17 protein-coding genes are annotated in these 19,326 nt (G+C 49.1%); 2 read left to right on the top strand and 15 right to left on the bottom strand.

The window, feature by feature from the left end:
• Positions 1-58 precede the first annotated feature (58 nt).
• Both BUB85_RS02500 and BUB85_RS02495 read left to right on the top strand, forming a co-directional pair.
• The gene (locus BUB85_RS02500) at positions 59-397 is read left to right on the top strand and encodes a P-II family nitrogen regulator (RefSeq protein WP_073104761.1); all 339 of its coding nucleotides are present in this window, start codon (positions 59-61) and stop codon (positions 395-397) included.
• A 190-nt stretch (positions 398-587) separates the two neighbouring features.
• Entirely contained in the window at positions 588-1,838 is a 1,251-nt protein-coding gene (locus BUB85_RS02495) for an ammonium transporter (RefSeq protein WP_143160650.1), read from the top strand.
• Between the two features lie 140 nt (positions 1,839-1,978).
• Here the strand turns inward: BUB85_RS02495 and BUB85_RS02490 are convergent, their stop codons facing one another.
• The 15 genes from BUB85_RS02490 to BUB85_RS02420 all read right to left on the bottom strand — a co-directional run bounded on the left by BUB85_RS02490 (position 1,979) and on the right by BUB85_RS02420 (position 19,326).
• Positions 1,979-2,611, bottom strand: coding sequence for a 4'-phosphopantetheinyl transferase family protein (locus BUB85_RS02490; RefSeq protein ID WP_073104539.1), 633 nt, complete (start codon positions 2,609-2,611; stop codon positions 1,979-1,981).
• A 116-nt stretch (positions 2,612-2,727) separates the two neighbouring features.
• Positions 2,728-4,335 (bottom strand): bifunctional diguanylate cyclase/phosphodiesterase, encoded by a 1,608-nt coding sequence (locus BUB85_RS02485; RefSeq protein WP_073104537.1) that lies wholly within the window; start codon positions 4,333-4,335, stop codon positions 2,728-2,730.
• A 428-nt stretch (positions 4,336-4,763) separates the two neighbouring features.
• Positions 4,764-5,183, bottom strand: coding sequence for an ATP synthase F1 subunit epsilon (gene atpC, locus BUB85_RS02480; protein WP_073104535.1), 420 nt, complete (start codon positions 5,181-5,183; stop codon positions 4,764-4,766).
• 14 nt (positions 5,184-5,197) lie between these two features.
• Positions 5,198-6,595, bottom strand: a complete 1,398-nt coding sequence (atpD, locus tag BUB85_RS02475; protein ID WP_073104534.1) for a F0F1 ATP synthase subunit beta — start codon at positions 6,593-6,595, stop codon at positions 5,198-5,200.
• 8 nt (positions 6,596-6,603) lie between these two features.
• Entirely contained in the window at positions 6,604-7,497 is an 894-nt protein-coding gene (atpG, locus tag BUB85_RS02470) for an ATP synthase F1 subunit gamma (protein WP_073104532.1), read from the bottom strand.
• A gap of 8 nt (positions 7,498-7,505) precedes the next feature.
• Positions 7,506-9,017: a F0F1 ATP synthase subunit alpha gene (gene atpA, locus BUB85_RS02465; protein ID WP_200803533.1), complete on the bottom strand. Its 1,512-nt coding sequence runs from the start codon at positions 9,015-9,017 to the stop codon at positions 7,506-7,508.
• Between the two features lie 5 nt (positions 9,018-9,022).
• Entirely contained in the window at positions 9,023-9,535 is a 513-nt protein-coding gene (atpH, locus tag BUB85_RS02460; protein ID WP_073104526.1) for an ATP synthase F1 subunit delta, read from the bottom strand.
• The gene (atpF, locus tag BUB85_RS02455; RefSeq protein ID WP_073104523.1) at positions 9,507-10,034 is read right to left on the bottom strand and encodes a F0F1 ATP synthase subunit B; all 528 of its coding nucleotides are present in this window, start codon (positions 10,032-10,034) and stop codon (positions 9,507-9,509) included. Before atpF ends, atpH begins: the two co-directional genes overlap by 29 nt.
• A 59-nt stretch (positions 10,035-10,093) precedes the next feature.
• The gene (gene atpE, locus BUB85_RS02450; protein ID WP_073104520.1) at positions 10,094-10,315 is read right to left on the bottom strand and encodes an ATP synthase F0 subunit C; all 222 of its coding nucleotides are present in this window, start codon (positions 10,313-10,315) and stop codon (positions 10,094-10,096) included.
• Between the two features lie 208 nt (positions 10,316-10,523).
• Entirely contained in the window at positions 10,524-11,186 is a 663-nt protein-coding gene (locus BUB85_RS02445) for a F0F1 ATP synthase subunit A (protein WP_073104518.1), read from the bottom strand.
• Between the two features lie 407 nt (positions 11,187-11,593).
• Entirely contained in the window at positions 11,594-12,871 is a 1,278-nt protein-coding gene (locus BUB85_RS02440) for an L-cysteine desulfidase family protein (protein WP_073104516.1), read from the bottom strand.
• A 215-nt stretch (positions 12,872-13,086) separates the two neighbouring features.
• Entirely contained in the window at positions 13,087-15,198 is a 2,112-nt protein-coding gene (locus BUB85_RS02435; RefSeq protein ID WP_143160649.1) for a leucine-rich repeat domain-containing protein, read from the bottom strand.
• 453 nt (positions 15,199-15,651) lie between these two features.
• A complete protein-coding gene (locus tag BUB85_RS02430) occupies positions 15,652-17,487 on the bottom strand; it encodes a DUF6020 family protein (protein ID WP_073104507.1) in 1,836 nt (611 codons plus the stop codon).
• A 189-nt stretch (positions 17,488-17,676) separates the two neighbouring features.
• A complete protein-coding gene (gene rpe, locus BUB85_RS02425) occupies positions 17,677-18,336 on the bottom strand; it encodes a ribulose-phosphate 3-epimerase (protein WP_073104505.1) in 660 nt (219 codons plus the stop codon).
• A gap of 48 nt (positions 18,337-18,384) precedes the next feature.
• Positions 18,385-19,326, bottom strand: coding sequence for a DMT family transporter (locus tag BUB85_RS02420; protein ID WP_073104503.1), 942 nt, complete (start codon positions 19,324-19,326; stop codon positions 18,385-18,387).

Genomic DNA, 19,326 nt, shown 5'->3' with positions numbered 1-19,326 from the left:
TCTTTTTTTGTATCTGTCCGATATCATTGAGAGGACAAGAAAAAAGGAGGTTTATACTATGAAGAAATTAGAAATCGTTATTCAACCGGAGAAATTGGAAGATTTAAAAGCTATCCTGGATGAAAGTTCTGTTAACGGTCTTATGATCACGAACATCATGGGGTATGGTAATCAAAAAGGACATAAGAAGGTTTACCGCGGGGCTGAGTACAATGTGAATCTGCTGCCGAAGATCAAGGTGGAGACTGTGATTGAACCGGATATCGCCGAGACATTGATCACAAAGATCGTGTCCGAAATTCAGACAGGAACTTACGGAGACGGTAAAATTTTCGTATATGAAGTACAGGATGCAGTTCGTATCCGTACCGGTGAGCGCGGTCACGACGCATTATAAAATCAAATACTACAGGAGCTTACAATTGAAAATGAGAACGTGTTATCGATGGGGATAACTGTTTCGGGACTTCGGTTTCCAGACAGTTATCCCTCTTCTATTTTACTTATTTATTTTAAGCTATTTATGTTTACTCATTTATAGTTACCTATTTAATAGAAGACAGATCACCCAAAAGGAGGAATACATTATGGATTTAACAGGATTAATAGAAAGTGGAATGGATGCGGTCGAAGCGTCCGGATTATTGATGAACGTCATGTGGACGATGCTCGGCGCATTCCTCGTATATTTTATGCAGGCAGGTTTTGCAATGTGTGAGGCAGGTTTTACGAGAGCCAAAAACACGGGTAACATTTTAATGAAGAACATGATGGACTTCGTACTCGGAAGTTTGTTCTTCTTCGTATTTGGATTTGCAATCATGCACGGTACAGATTTTAATGGAATCATCGGAGTAAAAGGATTTTTTGATCCTACCTCTCTGGCAGACGCAGATGGAATGTTCAACGGTCTTCCAATCGGAGTTTTCATCATCTTCCACACCGTATTCTGTGCAACAGCAGCGACCATCGTATCCGGTTCCATGGCTGAGCGTACAAAATTCGCGGCATATCTGGTTTACAGTGCAGCTATCAGTATCTTTATCTACCCGGTAACAGGTCACTGGATCTGGGGCGGCGGTTGGCTGTCATCCATGGGATTCCATGACTTTGCCGGTTCCACAGCAGTACATATGGTCGGTGGTATCTGTGCACTTGTAGGTGCCAAGATTCTTGGTGTTCGTATCGGAAAATACGGTAAGGACGGTAAACCGAGAGCTATCCCGGGACACAACCTGCCAATCGCAGCACTCGGTGTATTTATCCTCTGGTTCTGCTGGTTCGGATTCAACTGTGGATCTACAACAGCGGCAACGACTTCACTCGGCGATATCGCCATGACAACAAACCTGGCAGCCGCTGCGGCAACGCTGATGGCAATGATCGTAACATGGGTTCGTTACGGCAAGCCTGATGTCTCCATGACATTCAACGGATCACTCGCAGGTCTCGTTGCAATCACCGCCGGCTGTGATGTTGTAAGCAACTGGGCTGCCATCATCATCGGTGCAGTTGCCGGCATACTCGTAGTATTCTCTGTAGAGTTCTTCGATAAAGTAGCCAAAATTGATGATCCTGTCGGTGCAATCAGCGTCCACGGTGTATGTGGTGCGACAGGTACCATCCTCACAGGTGTATTTGCCTCAGATGTAGATTTCCTGACACAGGTAATCGGTGTTGCCTCAGTTATGGCATACGTACTTGTTCTTGCATTCATCATCTTCACTCTGATCGACAAGACAATCGGTCTGCGTGTAAGTGAGCAGGAAGAACGTGAAGGTCTGGATGCCCATGAGCATGGATCAAGCGCTTACGCGGATTTCAACTTCCGTTTATAATATAGATCAAGCAGCTATGTCACTCCTAAATGAATAATAGCACTTACACATCCTGAAATGAAAAAACCGCATGGAACGCATTTTGCTCCATGCGGTTTTTCGCATCTCCCGGGAAACCAAATCCGGCAAGGTTAATCTTCCTACAGCTTCACCATTTCCATCTCTTTTGAAAACACCGGGCACGTAGAACATACTGCAAACTTGTACGGCTCGCCCTCCAGCATATACTCCCTGCAATAATATTTCTCTGCAAACCCCTCCGGCTGTCTTACCAGAACCGGCGGATCCGACAGTTCAAATTCAAACGAATGCAGATCCAGTGCCGTCCCCTGCCTTGTCGCTTTCATAAAGCTTTCTTTCAGGACCCAGTACCTGTAAAATGTATCGGATCTCTCCCCTTTTGTCTCACACGCCCTGATTGTCTGCTGCTCCTGCGGGCAGAAGAAATGATTCGCAATTTTCTCCACTTCATTCTTCTCATTCATGGACTCCACATCGCACCCGACCAGCGTTCCGGGCTCCTCATCCACCGCAATCGAACACATCACATAATCCCCGGAATGTGACAAATTGAATGGCCGGCTTTTATCAATATTATCTCTTTCCCACGCCCGCGCCAGCAGCGCCCACACGCCGATACTTCTCAGCTTGTCCTCTTTCTGCCGCTGTTTATCTGCTTTTTGGCGACGAAAGGCCGGTACATTCTCATAATAGAAATGATACCGGCTTTCCTCTCGCAGCGAATCAATATTCGCAATCCATGTTTTAATCATCTTCGTCATCCCTCTCTGATCCCAAATCCTGTTCATTCTGATGCTATTCTACTCCGAATGTTTATCGTCTGTCAAATCCTTTGGCAGAATTCCGAGGGGATGATCTTTCTACTTCCTTATTCCTGCATATACCGCACTTCAAATGTATCCAGCGCAACCGGCTTGTTAAACAAAAATCCCTGTGCATAATCACAGCCAAGTTCTTTCAGAACATTCAACTGATCCTGCGTCTCAACTCCGGTCGCAACGACGGTCGCGCCCAGTTCTTTGCAGATGCTGATGATGGCACGCGCCACGATCTGGCTTCTGTGGTTGGACACAATGTTGGTCACCAGAGTCCGGTCAACCTTCAGACCGTCAAATTCCATGATGGAAAGAATCGACAGGCTGGAGTTCTTCGTTCCGAAATTATCCAGTACCACGCGGATGTTCGCCTTGCGGATTCTGTTGCTCGTCTCCGCCAGCACCTCCTGATTCATGCAATCATCATTCTCCGACACTTCGATCTCCAGATACTCGCAGGGCACCTTGTATTTTTCCACAAGACGCATCATCTGCTCCACCGTATCCTCCCGGCAGAGAGTGTCTGACGAAATGTTGACAGAAATCGGAATCACTGGCATGTCCTTCTGTATCCAATGTTCAATGATTCTGCAGACCGTTTCAAATACATACATATCCAAATGATGTGACAGTCTGGTCCGCTCAAGCAGATTCAGATACCGCTGCGGATCCATAATCCCCAGATCCTTATGGCGATAGCGCACCAGCGCCTCCGCACTGCTCACAGCCTCCGTATCCACATGCATCTTTGGCTGCAGGCAGACAATAAAGTTCCCCTGTGCGATATCCTCCAGCAAATCATCCTTGATGATCGGGGTGTGATCCGTTTTATCTTTTTTATAGAATTTCTGCTTCTCTTCCCGCATCATCTCTTCCGCGGTGTTGATCAGATTGTTCAGTTCGATATCGACCTTCTCCCACGCATACCCCATTGTGGTCAGATCCAGTGAAATATTCTCCAGGCGGTCATTTGCCGCATTCATCTGCTTAATAAAATTATCATATGAAATATTCTCGCTGATTACCAGGAACTCATCTCCCGTAAGGCGATAAACCATATCCCCCTTAAAATGCTCCTCGAGAAGCTCGCCGACACGCATCACCACTTCGTCACCGTACTCACGGCCAAATTCCTTGTTAAAGAACTTCAGCCCGTTGATGTCCACGCACAGCGCTCCCACCGACTCCAGACTCTCCGCGTCAGTCGTCTCAAGATAGTTCAGCATGCTGTTGCGGTTCAACAATCCCGTCAGGTCATCGTGATAGCTTAAATACTCCTGCTGCATCTGCTGCTTCTGCATCGTGATTGACTGTGAGACATAAGGCAGCACCATGCGCAGCAACGAAGAATCATGCCAGTTCTGCTGCACATTCACAACAGCCAGAATCCCGATCACGCCACTGCGTACCTCCTTATGAATACTGATATCATAATCATCCGTCTCGCGCAGAACCCATTCCGGGAACTCGCGCTCAGACAGTCCTCTAAGATATTCCTTCTGAAAAGGCATGCCGGTCTTGCACCACTCATATACCGTTGGCAGTTCCCCGTCTTCCCTCTCGATATAATATGAGTAATCCGCATTATAATGCTCCACAATCGCGCACAAAATAACATTCATATTCTCGATAATTGTTTGTTGCTTATATCTCTCTTTCATTGGATGATCTCCTCACTAACTTCCTCCATGTAACATTCCATTTCAATGAATCTGCATAAGTAAATATATTCTAGTACACAACCCTGAAATTTGCAAGATAAATCAAAAAAATGCCACTAAACAGACATAAATACACATAAATCCAGCCATAAAGTGTGTCCACTTCCCCACTTTGCACCCTCAGACTACTGAGAATTTGTTAGCTTTCCACACCGCCAGCACATCAAGTACACAGCAGCCCTCCCCGTGGCCGGGCTGCGAAAGCGGGCAATTCCGTTTTCTCAGGGAAACGAGAAAAGATATGGAGGACCTCTTCATTCGTGTCTCCATATCTCTTTCTTTTTCCCTTTGAAAAACGTATGCGAACGTCCGCAGCCAGGCCACGGGGAGGGCTGCTGTGTACTTGATGCGCTGGCGGTGTGGAAAGGTTACAAGTTCCAGCGCTGGCCCTCTTTGGAGATTCTCAGGCGGTTCATGGCTCTCGCCAGGGATGCCTGGGTCTGGTAGTACTCCTGCTGGCTCTGCTTCTGACGAAGCTGCTCCTCGGCACGCTCCTTTGCCTCCTCGGCGCGGCGCGCATCGATCTCACCCGGTTTCTCAGCGGTGTCCACGAGCAGTATGACACGGTTATTCACGACCTCCGCGAAGCCGGCCCCCACTGCCACATCGACCCACTCGCCGCCCGGGAGCTGTACTCTCGCATCCCCGACGGTCACCGCAATGACCATATTCTCATGATTTGCCAGAATACCGACCTCGCCGTCCGGGGCAGGAATCACGAGTTTTTCGCACTTCCCCTCATAGAACAGCCTGTCGCTGGCAATGATTTTTAAACTAAATTCAGCCATATGCTTCACTCCTATCAGGCTTCTGCCATCTCAGCTTTCGCCTTCTCCACAACCTCATCTATGGTTCCCACATTGAAGAATGCAGATTCCGGATACTGATCCATCTCGCCGTCAAGAATTGCCTCGAACCCGCGGATCGTCTCCTTCAAAGGTACATATTTTCCAGGAATCCCCGTAAATGTCTCCGCCACAAAGAACGGCTGTGACAGGAATCTCTGTACCTTTCTGGCACGTGATACCGTCGCCTTGTCTTCATCTGAGAGCTCTTCCATACCAAGAATTGCGATAATATCCTGCAGTTCTTTGTACTTCTGCAGCACCTCTGTCACACGGTTGGCCACTTCGTAATGTTCCTCGCCTACCACCTCTGCCTCCAGGATACGGGACGCAGATTCCAGCGGATCCACTGCCGGGTAGATTCCCTGCTCTACGATCTTTCTGGAAAGAACCGTTGTCGCATCCAGATGGGCAAATGTAGTTGCCGGTGCCGGGTCTGTCAGGTCATCGGCCGGCACGTAAACTGCCTGTACCGATGTAACCGAACCCGTCTTAGTAGAGGCGATACGCTCCTGCAGCTCGCCCATCTCCGTTGCAAGTGTCGGCTGATAACCAACTGCGGAAGGGATTCGTCCAAGCAGTGCAGACACCTCTGATCCGGCCTGTGTGAAACGGAAGATATTGTCGATAAACAGCAGCACGTTCTGGTTCTCTTTGTCACGGAAATACTCTGCCATAGTCAGTCCGGTCTCCGCCACACGCATACGCGCGCCAGGTGGCTCATTCATCTGTCCGAATACCAGAGCAGTCTTAGCCAGTACTCCGGATTCACGCATCTCTGTCCAGAGATCATTTCCCTCTCTGGAACGCTCGCCGACTCCGGTAAAAATCGAATATCCGCCATGCTCTGTGGCAATGTTGCGGATCAGTTCCTGAATCAATACGGTCTTGCCGACTCCGGCTCCGCCGAACAGACCAATCTTACCGCCCTTTGCGTAAGGCGTCAGAAGGTCGATTACTTTGATACCGGTTTCCAGAACCTCCACGACCGGACTCTGCTGGTCGAAGGTCGGAGGATCTCTGTGGATGACCCATTTTTCCTCTGTATCCGGCTGCTCGCCACCGTCGATAGCCTCACCCAGTACATTGAACAGCCTTCCCAGCGTCTTCTCGCCGACCGGAACTGTGATTCCGTCTCCGGTAGCTGTTACTTCCATATCTTTATGCAGTCCTTCACTGGAAGCCAGCATGATACAGCGCACTTCGTTGTTGCCCACGTGCTGTGCCACTTCCATGACGCATTTTGTTCCGTCATTATCTACTGTCAACGCATCCTTGATGGACGGGAGATTCCCATCATCAAACACAACATCGACTACAGGTCCCATGACCTGTGTAATTCGTCCCATATTCATGTCTATTCTCACTTCCTTTTCCGTTTCTGCGCATTTGCACCGCTGACCACCTCTGTCAATTCCTGGGTGATCGCGTTCTGTCTCGCTCTATTATAAAGAACCGATAGTTCCTTGATGATTTTCTTCGCACTGTCCGTAGCCGACTGCATCGCCATCATTCTCGCATTTTGCTCGCTGGAGTAGGACTCCACGAGACAGCCGTAGATCATACCGGTAATGTAGTTCGGAACGATGCTGTTCATCACGCTGTCCGCTGACGGGTACAGCTCAATCTCCTCCCGGTACATGTTGAGCGGCATCCTCATGATCTTAAAGTCCGTGGTCTCCAGCGGAAGAAGCTTCACCTTCTCCGTCTTTGATTCCATAGAATTTTCCATACGTGTGTAAACAATGTATACCTCGTCCAGCTCACCCTTGTTGAACGCCTCCAGAATCGTCGAGGAAATGTTTCTGGCACGGTGCATGCTCGGCTTCTGCACAACATACTGGAAATTCATATCGATTCCCACATCATGCTTGGCAAAATAGTGCCGGCCCAGTTCCCCGAGAACGAACAGCTTATGCTCGCCCGGCATGGTCAGAAGCTCCTCTTCCAGCTTGACGATGTCATGATTGTATCCGCCCGCCAGTCCCTTATCCGCGGAGACGACGATGGACCCGATTTTTCTCTGCTCCGGCTCCACGCCCTCGCGCTTATCAAAATAGGGGTGTGTCAGTTCAGGAACATGGCGCAGGATTCTTGCGATCTCACCCTGCAGCGCATAAAAGTACGGCTCTGTATCAGCCAGCTTCTGCCTGGCCTGTCTCAGCTTGGAGGAGGAAATCATATACATCGCATTTGTGATTTTCATGGTCTCTTTGACACTGTTAATGCGGGTTTGTATTTCCTTTGTATTTGCCATATTTTCACCTATTTTCCTATCGTACTCATGTACTCCTTCGCCGCAGCCACGATCTTACCTGTCAGCTCGTCTGTCAGTACCTTTGTCTCCTCAAGCTCTCTTCCGATCTCCGGATGGGTACCATCGAAGTAATGAAGCATTCCCGCCTGTACCTCTTTTACATTGGCAGTGTCCACGTTCAGCAGCACCTTGTTCGTCGCTGCCACAAGCGTAATCACCTTCTCGTGCAGTGACAGTGGCTGACACAACGGCTGTTTCAGCAGCTGCATCAGAGTGCTGCCGTATTTGAGCTGTTCCTTCGTGGTCGCATCCAGATCGGAGCTGAACTGTGTAAATACTTCCATCTCACGGTACTGCGCCAGATCAATACGCACACTTCCGGCCGCTTTCTTCATCGCCTTCGCCTGTGCCGCACCACCTACACGGGATACGGAAAGTCCCACGTTGACCGCAGGTCTCATACCGGAGAAGAACAGATCACTCTCCAGGAATATCTGACCGTCGGTGATAGAGATCACGTTGGTCGGAATATATGCGGACACGTCGCCCGCCTGCGTCTCAACGATTGGGAGCGCTGTGATCGAGCCTCCGCCCAGTTCATCCGACAGTCGGCTGGAGCGCTCCAGCAGTCTGGAATGCAGGTAGAATACGTCGCCCGGATATGCCTCCCGTCCCGGAGAACGGCCCAGCAGCAGGGACAATGCACGGTATGCAACCGCATGCTTTGACAGATCATCGTAGACGATCAGTACATCTTTTCCCTGATGCATAAAATACTCTGCCAGAGCGGTTCCTGAATATGGCACAATATACTGCAGCGGTGCGCAGTCACTGGCTGTCGCCGAGAATACGGTGGTGTAATCCATGGCGTCATTGTTGCGCAGCGTACCCACGACCTTTGCCACGGTAGATGCTTTCTGACCGATCGCAACGTAGATGCAGATCGTGTTCTTCCCCTTCTGGTTGATGATCGTATCCAGCGCAATCGATGTCTTTCCGGTCTGTCTGTCGCCGATGATCAGCTCTCTCTGTCCGCGGCCAATTGGAAACATGGCATCGATGGAAAGAATTCCCGTCTCCATCGGCTCACTCACTGACTTACGGTCAACGATTCCCGGTGCAGCCTGCTCCACCGGACGGTACTCCGTCGCTTCGATATCACCTTTTCCGTCGATTGGTGCGCCCAGCGCGTCCACAACGCGGCCTATAAAATTCTCACTCACAGGGATACCGGCTTTTTTCCCGGTGCGGGCTACTTTTGTTCCCTCTTTGATCCCTGTATCATGACCAAAAAGAATGACGCCGACACTGTCATGTGCGATGTCCTGGACCATGCCCTTCAGACCGTTCTCGAACGTCACGATCTCGCCGTACATAGCCTGGTCGATTCCATATATTGTGGCGATACCGTCACCTACAGCGACAACGGTTCCCACCTCTCCAATCTTACTTAACTCATCATAATTTTTTATCTCTTCCTTTAAAATCGAGATAATCTCATCTGAATTGATCGTACTCAATCTTTTCACCTCCCGGTTAATTTCTGTGTCATTCTGTTCAAACGTCCGCTCATACTGTAATCATACTCATCGTTCCCCACACGGAGAATGAAGCCGCCGACAAGGCTCGTATCCTGTTTTTCTTCCAGGCGGACCTCCTCGGCCCCGTATCTTTTACAGATGTAGGTTTTCATTTTCTCCAGCTGTTCTTCGCTCGGAGGCTCCACGTATGAGATGCTTGCCGCAATCACTTTTTTCTGTTCATTGCAGTATTCCTGATACGCCGCAAATATCTCTCTGATTGCACCGATTTCTTTGTGTTTCATCACAACCTTCAGAAAGCTCTGGATTCGTTCCGGAAAAATCCGGTCAATCAGTACTCGTTTTTTGTCCTCCGGGATCACTGGATTCTCAAAGATTGGAATCAGTTTTTCAACCTGTGCAAAGATGGCATCGCTTTTTTCGACATCCTGTGCCGGAATTTCCAGCTCATAGAGAACACGTGCGTAGTTATCTGTGATCTGAGTCTTCACTTCCATCACCTTCCAGTCCGTTTGATTTTGTGGAATCCCCAGCATTTACATCACTTAAAAACAGATCATAAACCGCGTCATTTCCCGATTCGTTCACAATTTTTTTTGCGGCTGTCATTGCCAGTCCCGCAATCTCTGTCTGCAGTTCCTTCACTGTCTGTGCCCTTTCGGCCTCTATGGTCGCCTGTGCACCTGACAACAGTTTTCCTGCCTTTTCTCCCGCCTCTTCCACAATGCGGTTATACTCATTTTTCGCTTCTGCCTTTGCCGTTGTCATGATGCGTTCCGACTCCTGGCGGGCATTTTGAAGCGAATCCTCATATTGCTGTTTCATCTTTTGGGCGTCCTTGTTCGCTTTGTCCGCATTTGCAAGACCGTCCTCAATCAAAGCTTTCCTTTTTTCCATGATGCCGGTAACCGGTCCGATCAGGAACTTCTTCATTAAAAGATAAAGCACAATCAGGTTTATTATGGTAAAGAGAAGGTTCCAATTTAATGATAACACTTATCCCACCTGCCTTTCGTTATGGTTTATTTGTAACGTCACTCTCTGAGAAGTTACCTTTATTTTAAGAAGAAGATGCATAATAATGCGATGATAAATCCGTAGATTGCAGTCGCCTCGGCAAGGGCACAACCAAGGATCAGTGATTTAGAAATTTTGCTCTCAGCCTCCGGCTGTCTTGCGATTGCTTCTACTGCCTTTGATGTTGCGATACCGATACCGATACCTGCTCCAATACCTGTCAATGCTGCTACTCCGGCTCCAATTGCGATTAAGTTCATAATTTTTTCCTCCTGTTTTTTCGAATACACTCTATGTATTTTCTGTCATTTTTTGTTACTCTGTTTGTTGCTTCTGCTTATTACTTCTGTGGTTTGTTTCTGTGGTTTTACCTCTGTGATTTTGTCTCTGCGTTTTTGCTTCTACCTGTTGTTTTTGCGCCCCGCTCCCTTATTGCTTTGCCTGTACTGCTTTTGGATATCCACTCTATTATTCGACTGCTTCTCCCACATAAAGAGCCGTCAGGAATACGAATACATACGCCTGAATCAGACCGTCGAAGATATCAAAATAGCAGTTGAACGGTATCGGTACCAGCAGCGGTACCAGCATTTTGATCAGCTCCATAATAACAAATGAACCGAGCACATTTCCAAAGAGCCGCATACACAGCGACAAAGGTCTTGTAAACAGCTCCAGGATATTGATTGGCAGCACAACTGCCATGGGCTCCATAAATTTCTTCAGCCAGCCCTTTGTCCCGCGTGCCCGGATGGCTGCGAACTCGACCAGAACAATGCTCATAATTGCAAGTCCTGCTGTCACGTTCATGTCCTTCGTCGGCGGTTTGAATCCAAGCAGCCCGATCAGATTGGCGACGGCGATATACAGAATGACTGTAATCATATATGGTACATATCTTCTGCCGTTTTCTCCCATGATTCCATCAAAGAAATCCTGCAGCCAGCCAAACAGTGATTCGAGTGCAAGCTGTATCTTCCCCGGATTCTCCACCTTCAGATTCCGGACAAATATGATGGAAAGGATGGTGAGTGCCGCTATGATGATCCATGTGACCACCGTGGATTCAGATACGCCGATGCCGCCAAACAGCGGGATTTTAAAGACAGTCTCGCAATTCAGCTCTTCCATTAAGTTTTTCGTTAACGAATCCGTATGACTCCCTCCCTTTTCTCTTTTTTTCGGCACTTTCTTCTATAAAGTACCATGACTAAGATTAATCCTATTTTTTGTCTTTGTCAACAAAAAACATGCGCTCGTTTTTGTAAAAAAGCGATTTTTTTTGTGCACTTTTACCAACGATTCGTTTGCTGTCGGGCATTCACCGAACAACCTTCTGTCTACCATCGCATTTTTCCCTTCTCGGTTCCATTCTGCCCCGTCATTCCGTCGCTTTCACCAGGCAGCTGACTCCCCCGGATTGGAAACGCGCGGGTGTCGGGCGCAGCACCAGGCTGGGGAGGACGCGCGGGTGCCAGGCAGAACAACAGACCGGAGTGGACGCTTCTGCGTCCGCTCCGGTCTGTCTTCCAGATATTTTATTCTCCAACCATGATTCGGATGATCTCTTCGTTTGTCTCTTTCATTCCCTCTTTTCCGAGGCGCCCCACACTCTGGATTGTTGCCTCCACGCCCTTCATGACAATGCCGTCCCCGCCGTAGAACTGCTGCCCTCTGATAAACATGTTGTAGCCGAGGATTCCGGCATCCACCGACGCCGCGATCTTCGCAGCGCAGGATGCTTTCGCCCCGTCACAGACCATCCCGGACACGATTGCCAGCGCATTGACCAGCGTGTGCACCACCGCACGGTAGTCCCCACCGCACAGATAGGCAATCGCCGCACCTGCCGCCGCTCCCGCACTCACCGCGCCGCAGTAGGCTGACAGCCTGCCAATCCCCGTCTTCTGGTGAATCGCCGTCAGGTTGGACAGCACCAACGCCCGATACAGCTCTTCCTCGCTCTTATGATCTTCTTTCGCATATGCGATCACCGGAAGAGAACAGGCCATCCCCTGGTTTCCGCTCCCCGAATTGATGATTACCGGAAGCTCGCACCCGTTCATCCGCGCATCCGATCCGGCCGCTGCCATGGCTTTCGCCCTGCTTCTGATATCTTCCCCGTAAGTATCCAGGATCACACTTCCGATATTGGCTCCGTAATCTCCCCGCAGCCCCTCCTCGGCGATTGCCGAATTGTACTCGATCTGAGTCCGAATGATTCCGCGGATATCCTCAATATCGACCGTCATCGCAAAATCCCAGATGTCCTTCATGTTGAGAAGGGAACGATCCGTCAGTCCCTCCTCGTTCTCGCCAAGGACCGGCCTGCGAAGCAGCACCTCCCCATCCTTCTCGACCAGCACAATATTCGTATGATAATTCACGATCCGGACTTTGGCATACGAGTCTTTTCTATGCACCGTTACCACAATCTCGAAAGTCATCCCATTGTCCACATGAGCCACGGTGATCTCCGTCTTATCCAGAAATTCCTGCATCTGCCGGGTCTGCTCCTCACTCACCTCCGCGATGACTTCCAGCTCACGATCCGCTCTTCCCGCAATGATCCCTGCCGCCGCAGCAGCCGGAATCCCTTTCAGGTGATTGGTGTTCGGCACGATCACGCTCTTGACATTCTTGATAATACTCCCACTGGCTTCGATCAGAACCTGATCCGGGATCTCCCCCAGTATCTCTCTGGCTTTCGCCGCCGCATAGGCCAGTGCGATCGGCTCCGTACAGCCCATGGCCGGAACGAGTTCCTCGCGCAGTGTCTGAACATATATGTCGTATTTTGCGTTTGTCTTATCCATGACTATCCCCCTTTTTATGATATTTTATATTATTTTTATCATATCACATATTTCTGTGAACTGCCATCCGGGATTGTGTCTCCTCCGTCTTCAGCCGCTCCGGATCCATGCCTGTATTTTGACATGCAAAAGGAGCCATTGTACTAATTTACTTAGTACAACAGCCCCACACATTTTCTTAAACGATTGAATCGTCACCTATCTTCCTGTCACAATTATTTAATCGTTGCCGAACTTCCCACTCCTCTTGCTTTCAGAAGTGAACGATAGGCACTCAGTTTGCTGTTTGGAACATTGACCACCGCCTGGGGATAGATTCCTTTGAACACGTTGCGGCCAACGGTCTTTGTCGTCAGAAGTTTTGTCGTTATTGTGATGTTTTTCAGACCTTTGCAGCCATAAAACGCATCATCAAGGATGGTTACTGTCTTAGCCGGAATTGTTACCGCCGCCAGCTTTGTACAGTCATAGAATGCCTGTTTTCCGATTGAAACAACATTGCTGCCAAGTGTAACAGTCTTTAACGCTTTACATTTAAAAAACGCTCTGTAGCCAATGCTTGTGACATTACTTCCTATCACAGCCTTCGTCACCTTACTGTTGTCCTTAAATGCACTGGCTCCGACAGACGTCACCTTATAGGCGATTCCGCGATAGCTTATCGTGGATGGCACAATAATCGATGTCGCGTTTTTATCGGTAGTTCCCACGTACGAAACTGCTGCACCGCTCACAGATCCTGTGGAAGTCTCTTTCCCTGCTGCCGTCACCCGATAAACTGCACTCGTTTTTGTGTCCGTGATCTTTTTACCAACGGGTGAGATTCCAAGTGCAGCGATTTCTGTCGTCTTTGTCTCCTTGCACACAGAACAGGTATAGGTCCTGACCCCTTTCTGGGTAGCCGTCGGTTCCTTTGTTATCGTGCCGGAATCCCATTTATGTTCGCACACCCTGGTAATTGTAATTTGTTTTGAATAATTCTCATAGTTTTCTGTATCTTTGTAAACGGCTGTGGCCTTGACCGGTTTGTTGACCTTCAGCTCTGTATTCTGATCTTCCGGCTTCCATGACCAGCCCTCCGGCAGTGTCACTTTTCCCACTGTATCGATCTCGTATTTTACGGAGGTGTTCTTAACGTTCTCGATTCCCGGAGCATTCTTCACTCTTGCAATGGTAAAATCTGCTGTCTTTACCACTTCAAAATAATTATCGTTCGCCGGAAATGTAGCCCGCACAGTATAGGTTCCGGCATTGACCGGCACATCACCTGTATAGGTCTCATCGTCTGCAGTCGACACCTTATATGCATACTGGATTCCCTCGACTCCGTTTGTGTCTGATGACACCTGCGGCTCCTTCGCCTGTTCTCCATAGGTCCAGCCTTCCATAGAAAGCTCGGCTTCTCCCTTGCTGACAACCGTACCGGTGCCGATCAGTGTTCCATTCTTTACCAACGTTCCATATACATGCATCGTTCCATTGTTCTCATACGTTCTGCCTGCAGCTATGGTAAATGAGGCTCCCTCCGGAATAATAAATAGCTTTCCCGCCGGAAGAACTCCATTGAAAGACGGCTCTACGTCCCCATATACAGTAACGGTCGCATTCTCCTCTGACGCATAATTCTCTGCGACCATGCCGTGCACCGTATTTTCTCCATCCCACGCCACCGAACTGCTGAGCGCGCGTATCAAATGATTACAGTCTGAACTTGCAGTCACCGTGGAATTTGTCACCTGCGCGCTGTCACACAGAACGCCTCCGCCGCCCTGTACATCCAAAACGGAGTTGGTAATTGCCACTGTACGGTTCCCCGCCAGTTCTGGCGGCTCCGTATTAGCCAGAAGGGCGCAATACACTCCCCAGTTGTTCGGATTGACCAGCGTAAGCTTACTGTCCGTCAGTACGAGTCCCCCCGCACACATAGCCGCAGGATACTTCTCTGCGCTGTTTATAAACGACACATCACTGCCCCCCGTAATCTCCAATTTGCCCCATATAATGTAGATCGGTGCCGAATCCGTCAGGGATTTCATCGTCACTTCAGACGCATTGACCAAAAGTCCCTCGTCTGCAAAAACGCCATCCGTTCCCGGCGTCGGCGAGCTTGTCTCAATGTCCACCTTTGTGCTCTCTATCGTAAGCTTATCACAAGTTACGGTTCTTCCGCTCAGGTACAGGCTCCCGTCGCCCTGAATTGTCAGCCCGCAGTGACTTTCTGGACTGGTCTGCGCTCTGGTAACAATCACACCTGTACAGCTTATTCGGTTCTCTCCGACCAGTTCGACCGTCAGGTCCCCTGCGTACTCTAAGAATTTAGCGTCCATCTGATCTGCCACACACGCGTTCAGGGTAAGAACACCATCCGCATAACTCCAACCTTCTCCCTCTGGGGTCTCCAGCGCGTCCTGGCCAAAGACCTTCAGGCATGCAAAAGGAGCTGTTGTACTAACTTGCTTAGCACAACAGCCCCACACATTTTTTTAACGATTGAATCGTCACCTATCTTCCTGTCACAACTATTTAATCGTTACCGAACTTCCTGCTCCTCTTGCTCTCAGAAGTGATCGATATTCACCCAGTTTGCTGTTTGGAACATTGACCACCGCCTGGGGATAGATTCCTTTGAACACGTTGCGTCCAACGGTCTTTGTCGTCAGAAGTTTTGTCGTTATTGTGATGTTTTTCAGACCTTTGCAGCCATAGAACGCATCATCGAGGATGATTACCGTCTTAGCCGGAATAGATAGTTTTTATAAATCATACAGATACTTTCACCTTTACAGCCTGATGTCCTCCACCACCACACGGATCGCATATTCCTTCCGCTCCGGGTAGTAATATCTTCTCGGTTTCACGCAGGTTCCGATCAGCACAGGGAACAGATATGCCAGCGACAGGCTGTAGCGGAAGTAATAGCTGCCGTTCGCCGGTGAGATCAGACATACCAAAAAGATACTGAGTGTCGGAAGGAATCCGGCCAGCTCCCTGTAGTCTCTGGTGTAAAGCAAGAACAACATCATCAGGAGCAGTCCCCATGTGTAGAATCCGGCAGTTTCCGCCCACGAGAACACCGGCATTGCCAGAAGCGCATCCGACATTTTCTCCAGATGATCCGTCAGCTTCTTCGTAGTCTCCGGATGATAAAAATGGAACCCCTTCCCGTTGATCCTCTCATCCATAAATTTCTGGCTGGCGGCCCGGTGATACCGGACGTGATGCTCCTGTGGTTTCCAGCTGAAATAAAAATATCCATAGTAATTGTTCAGGGTCGCCTGAACATAAGTCCCCGGATGTTTCCAGAACATCTGCGCCCAGGTTTTAAAATAGTTTGCCAGATCCTCTGATGTCGCATCCTCACGGAATGTGTTCTTCACCGGATCCGAGAGATTCGGATTATAATCTTCCTTGATCGCATCGTAATCCAGCACCGCATCGATCGCGTCATGCTCCTTCGCAGTCACCTCGTCCGCATACTGCGTCAGATACCTTGCAGTCTGCTGGAACGGGATAGACAATACTTCACGTTTGCTGCCCGGCGTGATGTCGCACAGCGGGAGCAGCACCTTCGAGTACAGCAGAAAAATTCCCAGCACGGCGCCGAAGGCGATCACCAGTTTCTTTCTCGTCTCACGCTGTCTCCAGTAAACAAAAATCACTACCGCACCGAAAAATACAGCCAGGATTCCGTTCTGGCGAAACAGCAGAACCCCCACCATCGTCCCGATAAATGCAAGACGTTTCCACACATTCTGCATCATATCCTCCGGGTCGTGAATCCACTGCAGCAGCAGAATCTGAAACAGCAGCATAAAGCATGCAAAGTATGCGTCCTTGCTCAACAGAACCGCGTATTTCGGAAATGTCGGATACAGCCCGACAATAAAAAAGATCGGTACCACCAGCCAGCGCGGTGCTCCCTGTCTTCGGACGTAAGTCAGCGCATAGGCCAGCGCCGCACTGCACACGGAATACTGCAGAAAGGTATACATGAAAATCCCTGCATTGTCCGAATGAAACAGTATCTCTCCCAGCTTGGTAAACCCGCCCAGCATCAATGTGTGAACCACCGGATGGTGCGCCGTGATCATCTGTGATGCGGAAATAAGCTCCACGCTCGAGGACACACCGTTTGGCAGCTGAAAAAACTGCGAGATCTGTGCGCTGGTATCTCCCATGAAGATTCCCGGATAATAGCCGATCAGGTACGGCAGCCACAGCACAAACAGCATCAGCCATGTATATAAGAATGGATGCTTTCTGTATGCAATGAGCAGCCTGCTCTTCTCCTCCCCTTTTGCCGGAATCTTAAATGTATGTGTTTTCTCCAGCCAGGAATATAACAGCTGGATTGCCAGATTAAATACAAATACCAGCACAATGAATTTCAGGCAGGAGTTATTTATCGTCCTCGTATTTGCCAGGATCAGATCCAGATTTCCTTTTTGGGCAAAGCTGTGACCAATCACCGTAAATGCTGAAAAAAGTACCGATGCCAGCAGTATCTCCGGGGCATTTTCCCGTCTTCCGGTGGTGTTTCTTCTTATATTATTTTGCTCCCGTATGCGGTCTTTGATTCCGCTCCCCGTTTTCTTTCCCGTTTTTCCAAACCTCATGAACCATTTCTCCCCTTTTTTGTCACATGTTTCCGTTATTGCAAATATTTCCCTTATCTTTATATGCTGAGTTATTGTACCCCCAAAGTATGAAGATTCTGTGTACCTCAATGAAAAAAATGCTTATATTTACAGTAATCCCCGTCGAAATCTACTGTAAATATAAGCATCTCTACATGAATCCGTGCTCTAATTTTTCTCCGCAAATATCTTCAGAAAAGCTGCAATCTGCTCTTCTGTATGATCTCCAAACACCGAGGATCCTGCCACAATACGGCTTGCTCCCGCATCAATGACGGTCTCCACATTGTTCAGTTTGATTCCACCGTCCACCTGAATCTCCACATCCAGACCACGTGCATCAATCTTCCTCCTCAGATCCCGGATCTTCTCCGTCATCTGTGGAATATAGGACTGCCCGCCAAATCCCGGGTTTACCGTCATCAGCAGAACATAATCAATCTTGTCCAGAACATAATCCAGAACCGACAGCGGTGTGGCCGGATTCAGCACTACATATGCTTTTTTCCCGGCATCCTTGATCTGCATGATCGTGCGGTCAAGATGCTTGCATGCCTCCGCATGAACCCCGATGGCATCCGCACCGACCTTCACCATATCATCAATATAGCGTCCCGGCTCCTCGACCATCATATGTACGTCAAATGTCAGATCGCTCACTTTCCGCATAGATGCGATGACCGGCATTCCAAACGAAATGCTCGGGACGAACATACCATCCATGACATCGATATGAACCTCCGTCACTCCCGATTTTTTTAAAGTATCCAATTCATTTCCCAGATTGGCGAAATCCGCTGATAATACGGAAGGTAATAATGTAATCATAGTGTCCTCCTTGCTGAACGTGCTCTTCATTCTCATTTTTTCAATACTCTAATCCGATGATATCACGTTTCCCATATCCAGACAATTCTTTTTCTTTTTTTCCCGCTGCTCCAGCACCGCAGGGATCACCACCGCACTGATGATGCAGACGATTCCGGCAACGTCACCCGGCTCCAGCTTCTGTCCGAACAGGATTACCGCCCAGACAAGAATTGCCAGCGTCTCAATGCAGCACAGGGCGCTCGCCTTGATTCCGCCGACATAGAGCACGCCCTTCAGATACAGCCCAAAAGGAATCAGGGTTCCCATAAGAACGATCACCCAGAGACAGACCACGCCGCCGACGCTCCACTGGATCTCTCTCATCTCGTCATGAGAGATCAGTGCGATTACGATTCCACCGAAAAACATTCCCCAGCCATTCACCACCCAGGTTCCCCATTTGGCGACAATACGTTTTGAATAGACCGTATACAGTGCCATACACATCGCCGATGCCAGTCCCCATCCAAGTGCTTCTTTCGTGATTGCAAGGCTGCCAAGCTGTCCGTGCGTCGCAATCAGAAATGTTCCGACGATCGCAAGTGCAATCCGAAAGCTCTCCAGACCGGTCGGCATTCTGCGCTGCTGCCTTGTCACAATAAACAGCACAATGACCGGATAAAGGAACTGCAGAATGCTGGCCGTGGGTGAGTTGGATTCTTCCACGGTCGCAAAAAATGTATACTGCACGCCGGCCATCCCGACAATGCTGAAAAAGGCCAGCCCCAGTACATCTCTCCAATCCTTGAATATTCGGTAGATCCCTGCGTCCTTTTTCATCAGATTGTAAATCAGCAGCAATACACCGGTCGTCAAAAGCCTGACTCCCACGATCTGACCGGTTGTAAAATAGTTCTGCATATAACTATACTGCACCGTCACTCCGCTGACGCCCCACATCAGCGCACTAATGATGACAAACAGCGTCCCCTTTTGTTCCGTTTTCAT

The organism is Hespellia stercorisuis DSM 15480 (genome assembly GCF_900142165.1).
GTDB lineage: Bacteria > Bacillota > Clostridia > Lachnospirales > Lachnospiraceae > Hespellia > Hespellia stercorisuis.
The sequence above is the reverse complement of the archived record's forward strand: the minus strand, read 5'-3'. Positions and strand labels throughout refer to the sequence as shown.